Below are 14,188 nucleotides of genomic sequence, written 5' to 3' on the forward strand. Positions count from 1 at the left end.
ACCGTCACGACGTACGGGCTGCATCGAACGGATGGGTGTCTCAGACGCCGGACACAATCCGGCGGAGATCCAACCAGTTGTGCATTGTCGACATGAGCCAATTTGATTGTGGTGCCTACCCCTCTCGACGTCAAGTATGCGCGCGAATCCGTGAGCGCCTTCGGCGCGAGACGTGGCAGCCGGCCTGCCCGCTCGCGTCGGACGAAAGCGGCGCGTGACGTGCGCTTATCGCGTCACCGCCAGCCCTGCCCGGTCGTGGGGCCGCCCAGAGGATGGATAGGTTATTGTCGACAATGCGCAACGAAGGGAGGTGCGGTGTGGTCTGCAGAGCCAACGAACGACCCCTGACCGCACCGCGCTGATCGATGCGCGAGTACGTGGACTTCCTCGGTGGTCAGCCCCCATACGACGCACTGGACGCCACCGATCTAGAGGCGCTCGCGCGGCTGGTCGAGGTCGAGTACTTCGCCGCGGGCACCGCGATCGTCACCGCTGGCGACACCATGCTGACGCACTTCTACGTCGTGCGCTCAGGGGAGGTGGAGGTCGTGGATCGCGAACGCGTGATCGATGTCCTGGGCGTCGGCGAGACGTTCGGTCAGACCTCGGTGCTCTCGGGGCTTCGTCCTGCACTCACCGTGCGCGCTTCGAGCGACACCCTGTGCTACCTATTCCCGGATCCCCGGCCCCACCTACGCCGTCCGGATCGGTTGCAGTTCAGTCATTGCGGGTCGTTGGTGACCCGCGAGCGGCTGACCCGTTCGGGCCTGGTCGATCAGGCGATGCGATCGGCGCGGGATCACATGCGGCCCGTCGTGTGGTGCCCGATGCACGGCGACGTCGCCGATGCTGCGACGGCCATGACCGAGGCCGGACAGTCCTGCGCCCTGGTCCAGGGCCGCGACGGACGAATCGGGATAGTCACCGACAGCGACTTCCGAGTCGGCCTCGCCAACGGAACCTTGACTGCCCACACGTCGATTCACAGCCTGGCATCGTTCCCCGCGGCGGGCGTCAGCGCCGACACCCTGGTCGGGGAGGCGTTTCTCAAGATGGTGGAATGCGGCTACCACCACGTCGTCGTCACCGGCGCCCGGGACGAGCCGGTCGGCATTCTGCGGGTTGTTGACCTTGCATCAGCGGAGGTCCGCAATCCGCTGATCATCAGACGGGCCATCGACGACGCCAGCACCATCGAGGACCTCGCGCGGGCAGCGGCGCTGGTCCCCGGGACCTGGTTGGACCTGTGCGACACCGGCATATCCGTCATGCACACCGCGGCGTTGTTATCGGCGGTCATCGACGCTCTCGCGGCGCGAGTCATCGACCTCACCGATGCCGGAGATGACGCCGTTCCCCACCAGACATCGTGGATGTTGCTGGGGGCAGTCGCACGACGCGAACCCCTGCCACGTTCCACTCTGAGCACAGCTCTCGTGTGGCAGGACCTGCCGAACGGCCCGCCCCCTGACTCCGCCCTGCGTCGCTGGGCGGCACGCGTGATCGAGAACATGCAGCGATGTCGCCTCAACGTCGGAGTCGAGCAGATGGGCGCCACCAACCCGGTGTTCGCGCGATCACAAGCGGAACTCGCAACCCTGGCCAGTTCGTGGATCAGCACGCCCACCCAGGACAACGCGATAATGCTCTCGACGATCATCGCCGACAGCCGGCCGGTGACCGGGATGGTCGTGGGGCGCTCCGTCTCCGATGCAATGCTCGCCACCGCGCGAAGCCGCGAATACCTCACGCGCCTGCTGCGCCACACCATAGCGGCTCGGCCGCCGGTCGGATTCGTCCGGGATTTCGTGGTCGAGCACTCCGGTGTGCACCGCGGCCACCTGGATCTCAAAGCCGGAGGTCTACTGCCGATCACGTCGCTGGGCCGGTGGATCGCCATCGTGACCAGCGACGACCGGGGAAACACGTTGACGCGCCTGCAACGCGGTCAGTCTGCTGGCCTGCTCACCGACGACGAGTCCGAGACACTGACCCGAGCCTACGAGTACATCTACGGACTACTCCTGGACAAGGAGATATCCGGCATGCGCGCCAATCACGTCAGGCAGACAACCTGGGTCTCCCCGAAAGACCTGGACACCCTTACGCGTAGATACCTACGCGAGGCATTCCGATCAGTTGCCGAGGTCCAGGACCGACTCAGTGCGGACTGGGTGGGGCGGCTCGGGTGAAGCTGAATCTGCGGCGCGGCCAGTCCCATCCACTTCGACGGCCCTGGCGAGACGTGGAGTACGCCGTCGTCGATCTGGAGACCACCGGGCTGAACCTGCGCCGAGACAGCATCGTGTCGTATGGCGCGACGATCATCCGGGGCGGACGAATCATCGCTGCTGAGAACAGATACGGACTGGTTCACCCTGACAGCGCGGTTTCGCCCGAATCGATGACCATCCATAGCCTGCTTCCCTCCGACCTACGCGACGCGCCACCGATCTCCGAGGCTGTCACGACGGTCGACCAGATGCTCACCGGCCGCGTGCTCGTCGCCCACGCCGCCTGGGTGGAGGAGGCCTTCTTGACGCGCGCTTTCAAGGCGTGTGGAAAACGGCTGCGCTGCAGCATCATCGACACCGCGGCGATGGCGCGCGCGGCCGGCACTCGCGCTTCGCGTTGTAGTGGCGAACCCGACCTGGAAATCCTGGCAACAGAAGTCGGCCTTCCTGTCGTGAGCCCGCATCACGCGCTGGGCGACGCCACGACCACCGCGCAGGTCTTCCTGGCGCTCGCCACCACATTGGTGCACCGCGGCTACTCCACCGCTCACGATCTCATCGAGCTGACCGCCGCCGATCGCCCCTGGCCACACTGAGCGACGCTGTGGCGGTTGCGGTTTCCGTAGAACTCCGATCGTGGTCCGTTGCGCGCGGATGCGACCTGACCCGTTTGCACATTGTCGACAAACAACTAATACTGGCGGGCGGCGAGCACCGGCTTCGCCAGCCCCGCCTACCGAGAGGATCGGCCATGGAACAGTGGCGTACGGCGCAGGACATTGCAGCAGAGCACGATCGCCTCGCTGCGACGCTGAGCGATTGGCATCCGCCATACGCCCACGGTGTCGGACTCATACCGGGAGACGCCCCCACTCCTTCTGCCGAACACTTCCAGGTTGTGAATGTCGGGCGAATCTCGCTGCCCGGCGTGGTCATGGCGGACGTGACCGGCTATCGGCGTGGGACTACGTCATTGACGCTTGACCGAGACGAGCTCGAACGCGCGATCACGCAGCTGGCACCCGCCGAGGCCTTTGCCGAGCACCCACACCCGAATCTCTGGACCTGGCGTGATCGCTATCTGCCCGCGCTGACAGCGGATCCGACTGCGCGGTTGGTGGCGGTCTTCTTGGCGACCGAAGAGGTCGGCAGCGACGAGACGGCTGAGGTCACCGCCTTCAGGGAAGCAGTGCAAACACACCACGATGGCCCGCGTCACTAGCGATCCCCGCATATCGTGGTCTATTGTCGACAAAGGCCCAGGCTGTGACGGGTCGCAAAACCACCTCGGAGGACAACATGCACTTGCCCAGCGATTCTTCAGGGTGGCTCGACCTATACGAGTCCGTACTGGCAGAAGAGAACACCATCGACTTCGACCGGTTCTCGTACGACGATGCATGGGCTCTCGGCAACGCTATGGCCTCGACGGCATCGGCGCAGGCCCTGCCGGTCGCGATAGCCATCCACTTTGGCGAGCAGAAGGTACTTCATCGCGCCTTGAGCGGCGCGTCGGCCACCAATGACGATTGGCTTGCCCGCAAGTTCCGGGCGGTCGCCAAGCACAACTGTTCGTCCTTTGCCACAGCCTGTAAACAGTGGGCCGGCGATTCCGACTACTTCGCCGAAGGCGGATACGACCGAGCCTTCATTGCGCTGGCAGGCGGGGCGGTACCTCTACGAGTACGCGGGTCGCTCATCGGCGCCGTCGGCGTATCAGGACTCGCCGGAGAAGACGATCACCGTTTCGTCATCGACGCGTTGACCGCGTTCGGCGCCTAGCGTATACCTGCCAGCGCCCAGTAAGGGACCCAAAGGCGCTCGAGGTCACGGCCGACCCAGCGTGGCCGGCTCGCGGCGACCACTCACCGCGGATCTCGGCGCGGCGGATCGAAACCCACCTTGGTGTACGCGTCGTCGGGAACCTTGGCGGGATCCTTGTAGATCGACCACGTGCACAACGGTTTTGATTGCCCCTGAGTGGGCGGATCTATGACTCGAAGAGGAAACCCCAGTCGTTTGATCGGCGCACGCTGCTGCAGCTGGCAGCAGTGGGTGCAGTACAGGCAGACCCCAGGTGTGTTCCAGGCCCAGTCGTGTTCTCCCGTCGTCACCGACGGGCGGCGAGCGGATTCGGAATCAGCGGAAAGTTCTGCGGCCGAGCTGGATTCATATGTCCGGCCGCCAGAGCCACACGGAGCGAAGGTGATCACCCACCGGTCGTCCTCCTCGGAGATAGCGAAGGACCCGTCTCGATCAGCGCCGGCGAGATGACCGCGCGTTGCCTCGAAGATGTCGAGGAGCAGCCGTTGCACCGACTGGTCCCATGGCAAGTTGTCAGGGTCGTAGACCGATGCCGAGCGCTCGTACATCCCGGCCAACAACGAATCCCACAAGGTACCGACGAACTCTTCGCCCAATGTCGTCGCGGCAAAATCGAAGAGTGCACACACTGTGTCACAGGCACGATCATGATGTAGTTGCCAGGCGCTTCGAGCCCGCTCCAATTGCACAGCGGCCAAGCCCGAATCGGAGCCCTGACATGCCTCGGCGAAATCGTCTACGAGTCCGCGGTAGGCTCGCCAGCCCGCATCGAGCTGATGTTCGCCGATCTCCGCGGCGATTGCCCCCAGGCGTTGATCGACGGCCTCAGGCGGCACCCCGTTGGCCGTCAGAATCCGCGGAATCTCGATCAGCCACGCGGCAAAAAGGTCGTACGCCTCTTGCGCTTCCTGGACTGTGATTCGCCCGTACGCTTCGGCGGTCTCGAAGTCGCTCGAACTCAGAGCGTCGCCCGCGCGAGCATAGCTGGAGCGGCCCTGATCCAGCCATGGTTCGGATCGCACTAGGTGTCCGAGCAACTCGCTGTAGACGAGCGGGGGCGGCATGCTCACACCCGTTCGAAGTAGCGATGGTGCTCCCAGTCCGTGACCGTCTGACTGAGGAACGCGTTGGTCTCGCCTTGACCGACGGTCAGCAGATGGGCGTGCACTTCGCTGCCCAGCGCCTTCCTCACCGACTCACTGGTCGCGAAGAGATCGATGGCATCCGTCAGCGACCGAGGCAGCTGGGGAAGATCGGTGCGTGCGTAGCCGTCACCGTCGACGAGTTCGGGGAATGGAAGGTGCTGTTCGATCCCGGTGATCCCAGCCGCGACAGCGCCGGCGATGGCGATGTAGGGGTTCACGTCGGCACCTGGGATGCGGTTCTCCACCCGACGAGTCGGGCCTTGTCCGATGACGCGAAAGGACAGGGTCCGGTTGTCGTCACCGCATGCCACTGTCGTGGGGGCAAACGAGTGAGGCTGAAAACGTCGGTAGGAGTTGAGGTTCGGTGCGTACATCAGACAGGTATCGCGAGCGTTCGCGACGAGGCCCGCGACGAAGCCATCGAAGAGTTCGCCGTCGCCTAACGGTCTCGACCCATCGCCCGACCACAGGCTTGTGTGGATGTGACACGAACTTCCGACCCCGGTGGCGTCCCACTTGGCCATGAACGTGGCCGACAACCCCATCCGCGTCGCTATGGCCTTGACGCCGAACTTGTAGATGAAGTGGCGGTCCGCCATCTCCAAGGCATTGGTGTGGGTAAGGTTGATTTCCTGCTGCCCCAGCCCATATTCGCAGGACAGTGCCTCTATCTCGACACCGGACTGTTCCATCTGCTCGACCACGGCGTTGATGAAGGGTTCGTGGTTGATCGCGACGAGCGGATCGTAGGCGGCCCGGTATCGCGACGCGGGAGTCAGTTGGCCATAGTTGGTCCGCCAGCCGTCCTCGTAGCTCTGGTCGAACAAGTAGAACTCGAGTTCGGAGGCGCACTGCACGGTCGCACCGTGTTCGGCGAGCCGCTCAAGCTGGCGCTTGAGGATCTGCCGCGGAGCGATCTCCAGCATCGATCCGTCAGCCAGGACGGGGTCGCAGATGACGAACGCGGTATCAGGAATCCACGGCAACACGCGCAGCGTGTTCAGGTCCGGCTTGAGGTAGCAGTCCGGGCCACCATTGCTGAGCCCGCCGACGTGCTCGAGATCCGGATTGGGGTCCTGCTCGATGTCGAGTTGCCACACCATCAGCGGAATGCGGAACGTCGTGTAGTCATCGACATGGTTGAGGAAGCGTCGCGCGGGAAAATGCTCACCCAGCGGCCGCCCGATATTGTCTGCGGCCACGAGGAGCACCTTCGTGATGCGGCCAGCATCTACGGCCTCCCGAAGTGCCGACAGCGACCAGATCCCCGCCGGCAGCGGTTGGTCGTTGCATCCGGCGGGGCCCGCAGCGGTGAAGTCGTCGGTACGAATTTTCATGAGGTTCTCCTCGATCATCAAGCGGATCTTGATGGCTAAGCTGAATAGCCAAAGGGCTACTGGTCCATTTTATAGACATTTTGTGACCTGGGTCAAGGTTTGGGCCAACTGTGTCGGTGCCCGACACGTCATCGCAACAATGACCGGGCCATCACCACTCGCTGGATCTGGTTGGTGCCTTCGTAGATCTGAGTGATCTTGGCGTCCCGCATGAAGCGTTCGACGGGAAAGTCGTTGGTGTACCCGTATCCACCGAACAACTGGACTGCATTGGTGGTGACCTCCATCGCGACGTCTGAGGCAAAGCACTTGGCCGCCGAGGAGATGAATCCCAGTTCGGGTTCCCCACGTTCGGCGCGGGCGGCAGCGGAGTACACCATCAGTCGAGCCGCTTCGATCTTCATCGCCATGTCGGCGAGCATGAACTGGGTGCCCTGGAAGTCGCCGATCGTCGTGCCGAATTGCCTGCGCTCCTTGACATACACGATTGCTGCTTCCAAAGCGCCCTGTGCGATACCGACGGCCTGCGCGCCGATCGTGGGGCGGGTGTGGTCGAGGGTCCGCAATGCGATCTTGAAACCGATGCCAGGCTCTCCGATGATCCTTGACTGAGGGATCGTGCAATTGTCGAAGTACAGCTCAGTGGTTGGCGACCCCTTGATGCCCATCTTGCGCTCCTTGGGCCCGACGAGGAACCCAGGGTCGTCCGCGTGCACCATGAAGGCTGAGATCCCGCGGGCGCCGGCAGAAGCATCGGTGACCGCCATAACGGCGTACCAGCGGGACTTGCCGCCGTTGGAGATCCAGCACTTCGCCCCGTTGAGGACCCAATGATCACCGTCTGCGACGGCACGCGTCCGCATCGACGCGGCGTCGCTGCCCGCCTCACGTTCGGAGAGCGCGTAGGAGGCCATGGCACCTGCCGCAATCTCGGGCAGAACCTGCTGCTTCAACTCCTCGCTGCCGTACAGCAGCAGGCCCATCGTGCCGAGTTTGTTGCAGACCGGGATCAGCGACGACGACGCGCACACCCGAGCGACCTCTTCGATCACGATGCAGCCCGCGACGGCGTCGGCTCCCTGCCCGCCGTACTGCTCGGGAATGTGAACCGAGGACATGCTGGCGTTATTCAACGCCGCGAGAGCTTCGTTGGTGTAGCGGCTCGCCGCGTCGACGTCAGCAGCATGGGGAGCGATTCGTTCGTCGCACAGCTCGCGCAGGACCTCTCGGAGTTCGTGGTGTTCGTCGCTGAGCTGCAGCACGTCAAAGGTTGGGTTACCAATAGTCATAGTTGTCCTTTCCTGGGCACAGAGGTCACAACCTGCCGGCCGAGAGGCCGAACTCCCGTGATGCGGCGTCGTCGTGGTGCTACCTCATTTGAGGCGACTCACTTGAGTGAAGTTGCCAGTCTACGAAGGAGTTTGGTTGCCAATATGTAAGTGCTGGGGCTGGCCGGCCACTGTGAGATCACCTTTCCCGACCGGTTAGCCCCGGCGCGGAAGTAGCTCTCCGTCACCGCCCAGACTGTCTTCGACAGGCGACTCTGCGCCCAGTCGTTGTAGATGTGGAAGGCCGAACGACGGACGTCGACACGCTTCTTACCGTTGCGCGCCGCCCGGGCGATGAGCTTTGCCGCGAACTCACCCTGCGCTTCGTAAAACGCGACTAGCGGAACGACATTCGTGTTGGGACCGAACATGATGAAGAAATTCGGAAACCCAGGGACCATCATTCCGAGGAATGCCTCCGCGCCATCAGTCCACGTCTCATGAAGATCAACGCCGTTCTCACCGGATACCCGATACGTGCTCAGGTATTGGTGAGCTTGGAATCCCGTGGCGAGCACGATCATGTCGAGCTGGTGTTCCTCACCATTGGAGTCCATGGCGCCGCGAGCGGACAGCCCCTTGACTGCGTGCGGAACCAGCCTGACCTTCGGACTCTTCAATGTCTCGTAGTAGGTGTCGCTGATGACGGTGCGACGTCCCTCCATCGGGAAGTCTGGGGTCAGAAGCTCCAACAGGTCGGGGCGGTCGGCCATCTGCTGATGGAGGTATGCCAGCGCGGCCTTGCGGCGTTTCCCGTTGAGGTGTCGGTCTTCTCGAGCATGACGGGCCTGGTGCTGACGCAAGTCGTAATTGACCCACAGCTTCAAACGCCGGAAGGCGTACACGGGCGCGAGGCGGTTGAGTCGGCGTTCGAGTGGACTGAAGTCGCGTGCCTTCTTGGGGAGCATCCAGTTTGGCTCGATCTGAAAGACGGTCACCGCAGAGGCCACCTTCTCTGCTTCGGTGACCACCTGCACTGCCGACGAACCCGTGCCGAGAATGCCCACCGACTTACCTGCCATGTCCAGATCTTCGCGCCACTCGGAGGTGTGACAGATCGGCCCACTGAAGTCGTGTTCTTCTCGCACGAAGGGTGGCTTGGCCGGAGTATTGAGGAATCCAACGGCGCTGATGACGTAGTCGAACTGTCCATGATCGACCTGTGAGGAGGTCGACACCGTGTACTCCTGGTGTTCGTCCGACCACGCGACGTGCTGGACTTCCTCGTTGAACCTCATGTGCGAGAGGAGATTCCACTTGTGAGTCACGTAATGCAGGTAGCCAAGCAGCTCCTGCCAGCCAGCGTGGGTCCGCGTCCAGTCATAGCGCTCGAAGGAGAACGAGTAGATGTGCGACTCCAGATCGACCTCGGCACCGGGGTAGGTGTTGTGCCGCCACGTCCCCCCTAGGCCGATCGAACGCTCGAAGATCACGAAGTCGTCGATACCGCGCTTCTTGAGCGCCACCGCTGCCGCCAATCCACTGAACCCAGCGCCGATGACCGCCACCCGCGGCGCGTACCTCACATCTGTGCTCACACAGATCACCTACTTTCGATTGTCTTGTTCTCGGCATCACGGCCGCAGATCGTCTAACTGGACTCGAGGTCCGATATGCAGTTGGTTGAAGCAGGGGACGCATGTCGTCCCAGAGGGGTGGCGCACTACTTGAGTTGGGCGGACCATCCACCGTCGATCACGAGTTCGGCGGCGGTTATGAAGCTCGCCCCGGCGGAGAGCAGGAACCTGGTCGCCTCCGCAACATCGGCGGGGATTCCGAGTCGACCCAACGGTGTTCGACCCTCCATGTTGGTGCGCCGCTGCGGAGACTCGTCGTACAACGGGGCGATCATCGGGGTGAGGATCGCACCGGGGCAGACGACGTTGCATCGGATCCCCTCGGTCGCCAGCCGCAGGGCCATGGACCGTGACAGGGACACCAAGGCCGCCTTGCTCACCTGGTAGGCGTCCAGCGGTGAGTCCATACCCCGCAAACCGGCGATGCTGGCGACGTTGACGATGCTCTTGCCCTGCCCCCTCCTGAGGTATGGCAACGCTGCGGTGGTGACACGACGCACGGCATGCAGGTTGACCCCCAGCGTCTTGTCCCACACCTCGTCGTCGTGCTTGTCGAATATCGATCCATCACGTTCGAAGAACGCCAAGCCGGCCGCATTGACTAGGTAGTCCAGGCCACCGTCACCAACCTCGGCGATCAATGGATCGAAGCTCGCTGTGTCATCGAGTAGGTCCGTGGGAACATACGCCGTCCCCGCTGCGAGTTCCGGCGACGCCGACCCGCTCACGTCGGTGGCGATGACACGGACCCCGTCCGCGCGCAGCAGGTTGACGATGGCACCGCCGATCCCGCCGTTGGCTCCCGTAACCAGTGCCGTGCGCATCAGCTGCTCCCTCCCAGCGCCGCGGCCAATCGTTCGCCCGCAAACCGCATGGCGTCGGAGGCGGTGGGAAAGATCTGGTCGAGGCCGAAGAATCCGTGAATCATGCCCGGGTACTCACGACTGCTGACGGCAACGCCAGCGTCCTCCAGAGCCTCCGCCAGCTGCGTTCCTTGCGGTTTGATCGGATCGCACTCGGCGAGGATGACCGTGGTCTCGGGCAGTCCATGGAGCTCGGCCGTCAACACCGATACCCGGGGGTCCGCTGCATTCTCCGGCGAGGCGAAGTAGTTGCGTTGGTGCCAGAGCAATTCGTCGCGCTCGAGCATCACGCCCTCGTAGTCGTCGTCGAAGCCGATCGCGAGGTCGGCCGTCGACGCCGGATACACCAACAACTGGTGGCGCAGAGCCGGAGTGAGGTCCATGTCGCGGGCAAGAACTGCGGTGACACAGGCCAGGTTTCCACCGGCGCTGTCGCCGGCAACCGCCACCCGCCCGAGATCAACACCCAGACCGTCGAGCGCGGATCCGTTAATCGCCCAAAGCAACGCATCAAGGGCATCGTTCACCGCCGTGGGGAAGCGGTGCTCCGGCCCGCGGCGGTAGTCCACGGACAACACGGCCGATCCGGAGGAGTTGGCCAGCAGCCGCGTGGTGACGTCGTGCGAGTCGATGCTGCCCAGAAGCCAGCCGCCACCGTGGTAATAGAGAGTGAGCGGAACGTCGGACGATGCCGTCGGCAGATAGAGCCGACCGCGAATGCGTTCGCCGTCTTGCGTCGGAATCTCCACGTCCACCGTACGCGCTACGTCGGGCTTGGTCAGGCCGGCGAAGACCGCTTCGAAGTTATCTCGCGCCGTTGGGATTGGCAACAGATGTGCGTTGGGCCTGCCCGACGTTCGGGCGTCGTCGAGCATCTTCTGCGCGATGGGGTCGATGGACATCAACGGTTCCTTTCGAGTCCTTGGAATGACGGGCGCTTGGGAGGTACTGCGGCAGAGGGATTCACGTCGTGGAGAACCCCCCGTCCACCCTCAGATCGGCACCGGTGATGAAGCTGGCCTGATCGCTGAGCAGGAACGCCACCGCGTTGGCGATATCGTCGGGTTCAGCCCACCAATCCAGGACCGTTCGCGCGGCCAGTTGAGCCGGCAGCGCAGAGGTGTCTCCGTGCTCCGCGGCCATGGGCGTGGCGACGAATCCGGGCGCAATGCTGTTGACCCGTACATGGGGGCCCAGAGCCCTGGCCGCGGTACGCGTCAGCATGGCCAGCGCCGACTTCGACGCTGCATAGTGCGGATTGGGGTCGGGATTGGTCAGCGCGATCACCCGACTGGCCTCCATCGACGTGATGTTCACGATGGCTGCGGGTGTACCTGCGTCGAGAAGGTCTGCGCTTGCGTCGATTACGTTGTAGGCCCCGACCAGGTTGACTTCAAGGACCGAACGCCACTCCCCGAGCCCGACACCTCGAAAGCCGCTGTGGGCCGGAATACCTGCGCAGTTGACCACGTAGTTCAGGCGGCCGTCCGGAAACGTCTGGTGCAGTGCCTCACCAACTCGTTCTGTGTCGCGCACGTCCACTGCTCTGGGCACCAGCAGCCCGGCGTCGCGCGGGCCAGGTGGTCCCGGTTCCCGCAGATCCATTGCAAGCGTGCGAATTCCGGCCCCGACCAGTAGCCGGGCGATCGCCGCGCCGATACCCGAGGCCGCACCGGTGACCACCGCGCTCGTGCCGCCGAATGTCAGCGCCAGAGATCGGCTCATGTCGGTCATGACGCACCGTAGGCAGCCCGGTGCGCACTCAGCGCGTCGGCGAAGCACTCGCGGGGTGCCCGGATGACGCCGGCGCCGATCTGTCCGCCGTCGCGACCCGCCAATCCCACGTCCATCACCGGTAGGACCGCAGTCTCGAGGACCTTGCGGGCGTCGATACCCGTGGGCGTACCGCGGAAGCCGAAATGCGGTATCCGGTAGGTGCTGTTCTCTCCATAGGTGATGGCATACATCTCGAGGTTGCGCTCAATCATCACTTCCGGCGAACCGCCCTGATATTCCTGCAGCGACAGCGCGCAGGCCTGAGCGAAGCCGCCCAACCCGATGGTCTCGGTGATGGGCGATTCCCCACCCATCCACGTGATCTCGTCCTCGGTGTGACCGGCGAACAGCTTGCCCTGATGTATCGGGGGCGGCCCCTCGAACCAGGTCTCGCCCAGGCCCGCGAGCTTGATCGCGAACCCGCGGCACGAGAACGCCATCGCCGAGACCAGCGTCGAACCCGGCACCACCATCGCATCGGCGCAGGCCTTGGCGGCCGCCATCGACAGCCTCAAGAAGAAGTAGTCGTTCTCGGCCAGGTGCAGCATCGTCTCGCGCACGCCCGCCACACCGTCCTCGACCATGTCCAGGACCGCGGGCAGGATCTCGCGGTTGAACAGAATCGACGCTGCGGCGTTACGGCTGTGCACCTCATCGCCCATCCGCAGAGCCCGCGCGATCAGCGGCTTGAGCGCGATCCCCCCGCGGCGGCGGATCGCCTCTGCGACCACGGGCGCCAGCACGGAGTTCACATGCAGCAGACGTTCGTGCACACCCTCGTCGTAACAGCCATAGTTCAGCCGCCGCGGCTCCTTGCCCTCATAGAAGTTGCAGAAGCCCACGTTGCCGTGCGTGCGGTTGGCCACCACGAACACCGGCATGGAGGCGGTGTAGATCCCGGCCAGCGATCCCACCGCGGCGTAGTCGTGGCACGCGCCCACCTCGATCTCGCCGCTGGCGAATCGGGCGATCGCGTCCTCGCGGTTGTCGGCCAACCCCTCGAACAGCGCCCCGCCGATGAGCGCCTCGCGCTGCCCGCCGGTGTAGTCGTGCCACGACATCGGCGCCCCCGAGGTGAGCACCAGATTGTCGCGGTACCCCGGCAGCACCTCGCGTGCCGGCCGCACGTCGATGACCCACGGGTCGGCGGCGTTGAGCCGGGCGAACGACTCGGCGTTGGCCTCGTCGATGGAGGTGAACTCGCGCAGAGCCGCACCGGCCTGCTCGGTGCTCACCACGCGACCACGCCCCCGTCGACCAGCAGGGTCTGGGCGGTGATGAACGACGCGCGCGGCGAGAGCAGGAACTCGACGGCCTCGGCGACCTCCTCGGGCTCACCGATGCGCTTGAGCATCGCGTAGCTGGCACTGAGCTCCTCACCGCCGGACACCCGCGCCATCGACGGGCTCATCGGTGCGCGGATCACGCCAGGGGCGACATTGTTGACCCGGATGCCACGCTCGGCGAGTTCCTCGGCCAGATACCGGGTGTAGGCCGCGATCCCGGCCTTGGTCGCGCCGTACACCGATGCACCCCGGAAGCGTCCGAAATGTCCAGTGAGACTGCCGATGTTGACGATAGCGCTGCCCTCGGTCAGCAGCGGTGCCACCGCGTCGGTGACGCGAGCCATCCCCGCAATGTTCACCTGAAACATCAACTCCAGCTTCGCCTCATCCAGCTCGCCCAGGAACGAATCACGCAGAATGCCAGCGCAGTTGACCAACCCGTACAGCGTCTCGCCGTCCTCGACCACCGACGCCACCGCGGCGGCCACGCTGTCGCGGTCACTCACATCCATCGCCACCGCCAGCGCACCCTCCATGCGGGCCGCCACCAGATCCAGCTCGCTGACCACCGACTCGACATCCGCGGCGACCGGAACGTAGCCACTCTGCAGCAGCCGGCGGCAGATGGCCTGGCCGATGACGCCGGCCCCTCCAGTCACTATGACTCTTTTTCTCAACGCCATCTCCTCCTCAAAGGGGACTGAGCTCGTTTCGTACAGGACCAGTCTGACGTTTAAAGCACTAAAGAACAACCCTTTAGCCCAAATCGACATCTGGGGACATGTGAGCTGAGTTCGACCCAAGCGTCCCGAAAGGGC

13 protein-coding genes are annotated in these 14,188 nt (G+C 64.0%); 4 read left to right on the forward strand and 9 right to left on the reverse strand.

The genetic code is table 11. The features are described from left to right. The first annotated feature begins 365 nt into the window (after positions 1–365). The 4 genes from ABIA65_RS03040 to ABIA65_RS03055 all read left to right on the forward strand — a co-directional run bounded on the left by ABIA65_RS03040 (position 366) and on the right by ABIA65_RS03055 (position 4,016). Entirely contained in the window at positions 366–2,192 is a 1,827-nt protein-coding gene (locus ABIA65_RS03040) for a putative nucleotidyltransferase substrate binding domain-containing protein (protein ID WP_354522563.1), read from the forward strand. A 53-nt stretch (positions 2,193–2,245) separates the two neighbouring features. Next, entirely contained in the window at positions 2,246–2,830 is a 585-nt protein-coding gene (locus ABIA65_RS03045; RefSeq protein WP_354522564.1) for a 3'-5' exonuclease, read from the forward strand. A gap of 155 nt (positions 2,831–2,985) precedes the next feature. Next, on the forward strand, positions 2,986–3,456 hold the full coding sequence (locus ABIA65_RS03050; protein WP_354522565.1) for a hypothetical protein: 471 nt from the start codon (positions 2,986–2,988) through the stop codon (positions 3,454–3,456). A gap of 77 nt (positions 3,457–3,533) precedes the next feature. Further along, the gene (locus ABIA65_RS03055) at positions 3,534–4,016 is read left to right on the forward strand and encodes a heme-binding protein (RefSeq protein ID WP_354522566.1); all 483 of its coding nucleotides are present in this window, start codon (positions 3,534–3,536) and stop codon (positions 4,014–4,016) included. Positions 4,017–4,099: 83 nt separating this feature from the next. On the opposite strand, the gene ABIA65_RS03060 is transcribed toward ABIA65_RS03055, so the two are convergent. The 9 genes from ABIA65_RS03060 to ABIA65_RS03100 all read right to left on the reverse strand — a co-directional run bounded on the left by ABIA65_RS03060 (position 4,100) and on the right by ABIA65_RS03100 (position 14,047). Then, positions 4,100–5,122, reverse strand: coding sequence for a hypothetical protein (locus ABIA65_RS03060; RefSeq protein ID WP_354522567.1), 1,023 nt, complete (start codon positions 5,120–5,122; stop codon positions 4,100–4,102). A 2-nt stretch (positions 5,123–5,124) separates the two neighbouring features. Beyond that, complete coding sequence (locus ABIA65_RS03065) at positions 5,125–6,540, reverse strand: glutamine synthetase family protein (RefSeq protein WP_241402024.1); 1,416 nt, start codon at positions 6,538–6,540, stop codon at positions 5,125–5,127. A 128-nt stretch (positions 6,541–6,668) separates the two neighbouring features. After that, positions 6,669–7,829 (reverse strand): acyl-CoA dehydrogenase family protein, encoded by a 1,161-nt coding sequence (locus tag ABIA65_RS03070; protein WP_354522568.1) that lies wholly within the window; start codon positions 7,827–7,829, stop codon positions 6,669–6,671. Positions 7,830–7,927: 98 nt separating this feature from the next. Continuing rightward, positions 7,928–9,406: a flavin-containing monooxygenase gene (locus tag ABIA65_RS03075; RefSeq protein WP_354522569.1), complete on the reverse strand. Its 1,479-nt coding sequence runs from the start codon at positions 9,404–9,406 to the stop codon at positions 7,928–7,930. Positions 9,407–9,531: 125 nt separating this feature from the next. After that, a complete protein-coding gene (locus ABIA65_RS03080; protein ID WP_354522570.1) occupies positions 9,532–10,269 on the reverse strand; it encodes an SDR family NAD(P)-dependent oxidoreductase in 738 nt (245 codons plus the stop codon). Beyond that, positions 10,269–11,210 (reverse strand): alpha/beta hydrolase, encoded by a 942-nt coding sequence (locus tag ABIA65_RS03085; protein WP_241402028.1) that lies wholly within the window; start codon positions 11,208–11,210, stop codon positions 10,269–10,271. Before ABIA65_RS03085 ends, ABIA65_RS03080 begins: the two co-directional genes overlap by 1 nt. 61 nt (positions 11,211–11,271) lie before the next feature. Further along, entirely contained in the window at positions 11,272–12,033 is a 762-nt protein-coding gene (locus ABIA65_RS03090; protein ID WP_354522571.1) for an SDR family NAD(P)-dependent oxidoreductase, read from the reverse strand. Positions 12,034–12,038: 5 nt separating this feature from the next. Next, a complete protein-coding gene (locus ABIA65_RS03095) occupies positions 12,039–13,319 on the reverse strand; it encodes a YlbE family protein (protein ID WP_354522572.1) in 1,281 nt (426 codons plus the stop codon). Continuing rightward, a complete protein-coding gene (locus tag ABIA65_RS03100; RefSeq protein ID WP_354522573.1) occupies positions 13,316–14,047 on the reverse strand; it encodes an SDR family NAD(P)-dependent oxidoreductase in 732 nt (243 codons plus the stop codon). Before ABIA65_RS03100 ends, ABIA65_RS03095 begins: the two co-directional genes overlap by 4 nt. Between the last annotated feature and the right edge of the window lie 141 nt (positions 14,048–14,188).

It is taken from the genome of Mycolicibacterium sp. 624, assembly GCF_040548615.1.
Classification (GTDB): Bacteria; Actinomycetota; Actinomycetes; order Mycobacteriales; family Mycobacteriaceae; genus Mycobacterium.

What these genes read in the sequence shown, in the direction of transcription:
- ABIA65_RS03050 (WP_354522565.1), top strand. Translation starts at nt 2,986, where the DNA reads ATGGAACAGTGGCGTACGGCGCAGGACATTGCAGCAGAGCACGATCGC.
- ABIA65_RS03090 (WP_354522571.1), bottom strand. Translation starts at nt 12,033, where the DNA reads ATGAGCCGATCTCTGGCGCTGACATTCGGCGGCACGAGCGCGGTGGTC.
- ABIA65_RS03060 (WP_354522567.1), bottom strand. Translation starts at nt 5,122, where the DNA reads ATGCCGCCCCCGCTCGTCTACAGCGAGTTGCTCGGACACCTAGTGCGA.
- ABIA65_RS03065 (WP_241402024.1), bottom strand. Translation starts at nt 6,540, where the DNA reads ATGAAAATTCGTACCGACGACTTCACCGCTGCGGGCCCCGCCGGATGC.
- ABIA65_RS03080 (WP_354522570.1), bottom strand. Translation starts at nt 10,269, where the DNA reads ATGCGCACGGCACTGGTTACGGGAGCCAACGGCGGGATCGGCGGTGCC.
- ABIA65_RS03085 (WP_241402028.1), bottom strand. Translation starts at nt 11,210, where the DNA reads ATGTCCATCGACCCCATCGCGCAGAAGATGCTCGACGACGCCCGAACG.
- ABIA65_RS03040 (WP_354522563.1), top strand. Translation starts at nt 366, where the DNA reads ATGCGCGAGTACGTGGACTTCCTCGGTGGTCAGCCCCCATACGACGCA.
- ABIA65_RS03070 (WP_354522568.1), bottom strand. Translation starts at nt 7,829, where the DNA reads ATGACTATTGGTAACCCAACCTTTGACGTGCTGCAGCTCAGCGACGAA.
- ABIA65_RS03055 (WP_354522566.1), top strand. Translation starts at nt 3,534, where the DNA reads ATGCACTTGCCCAGCGATTCTTCAGGGTGGCTCGACCTATACGAGTCC.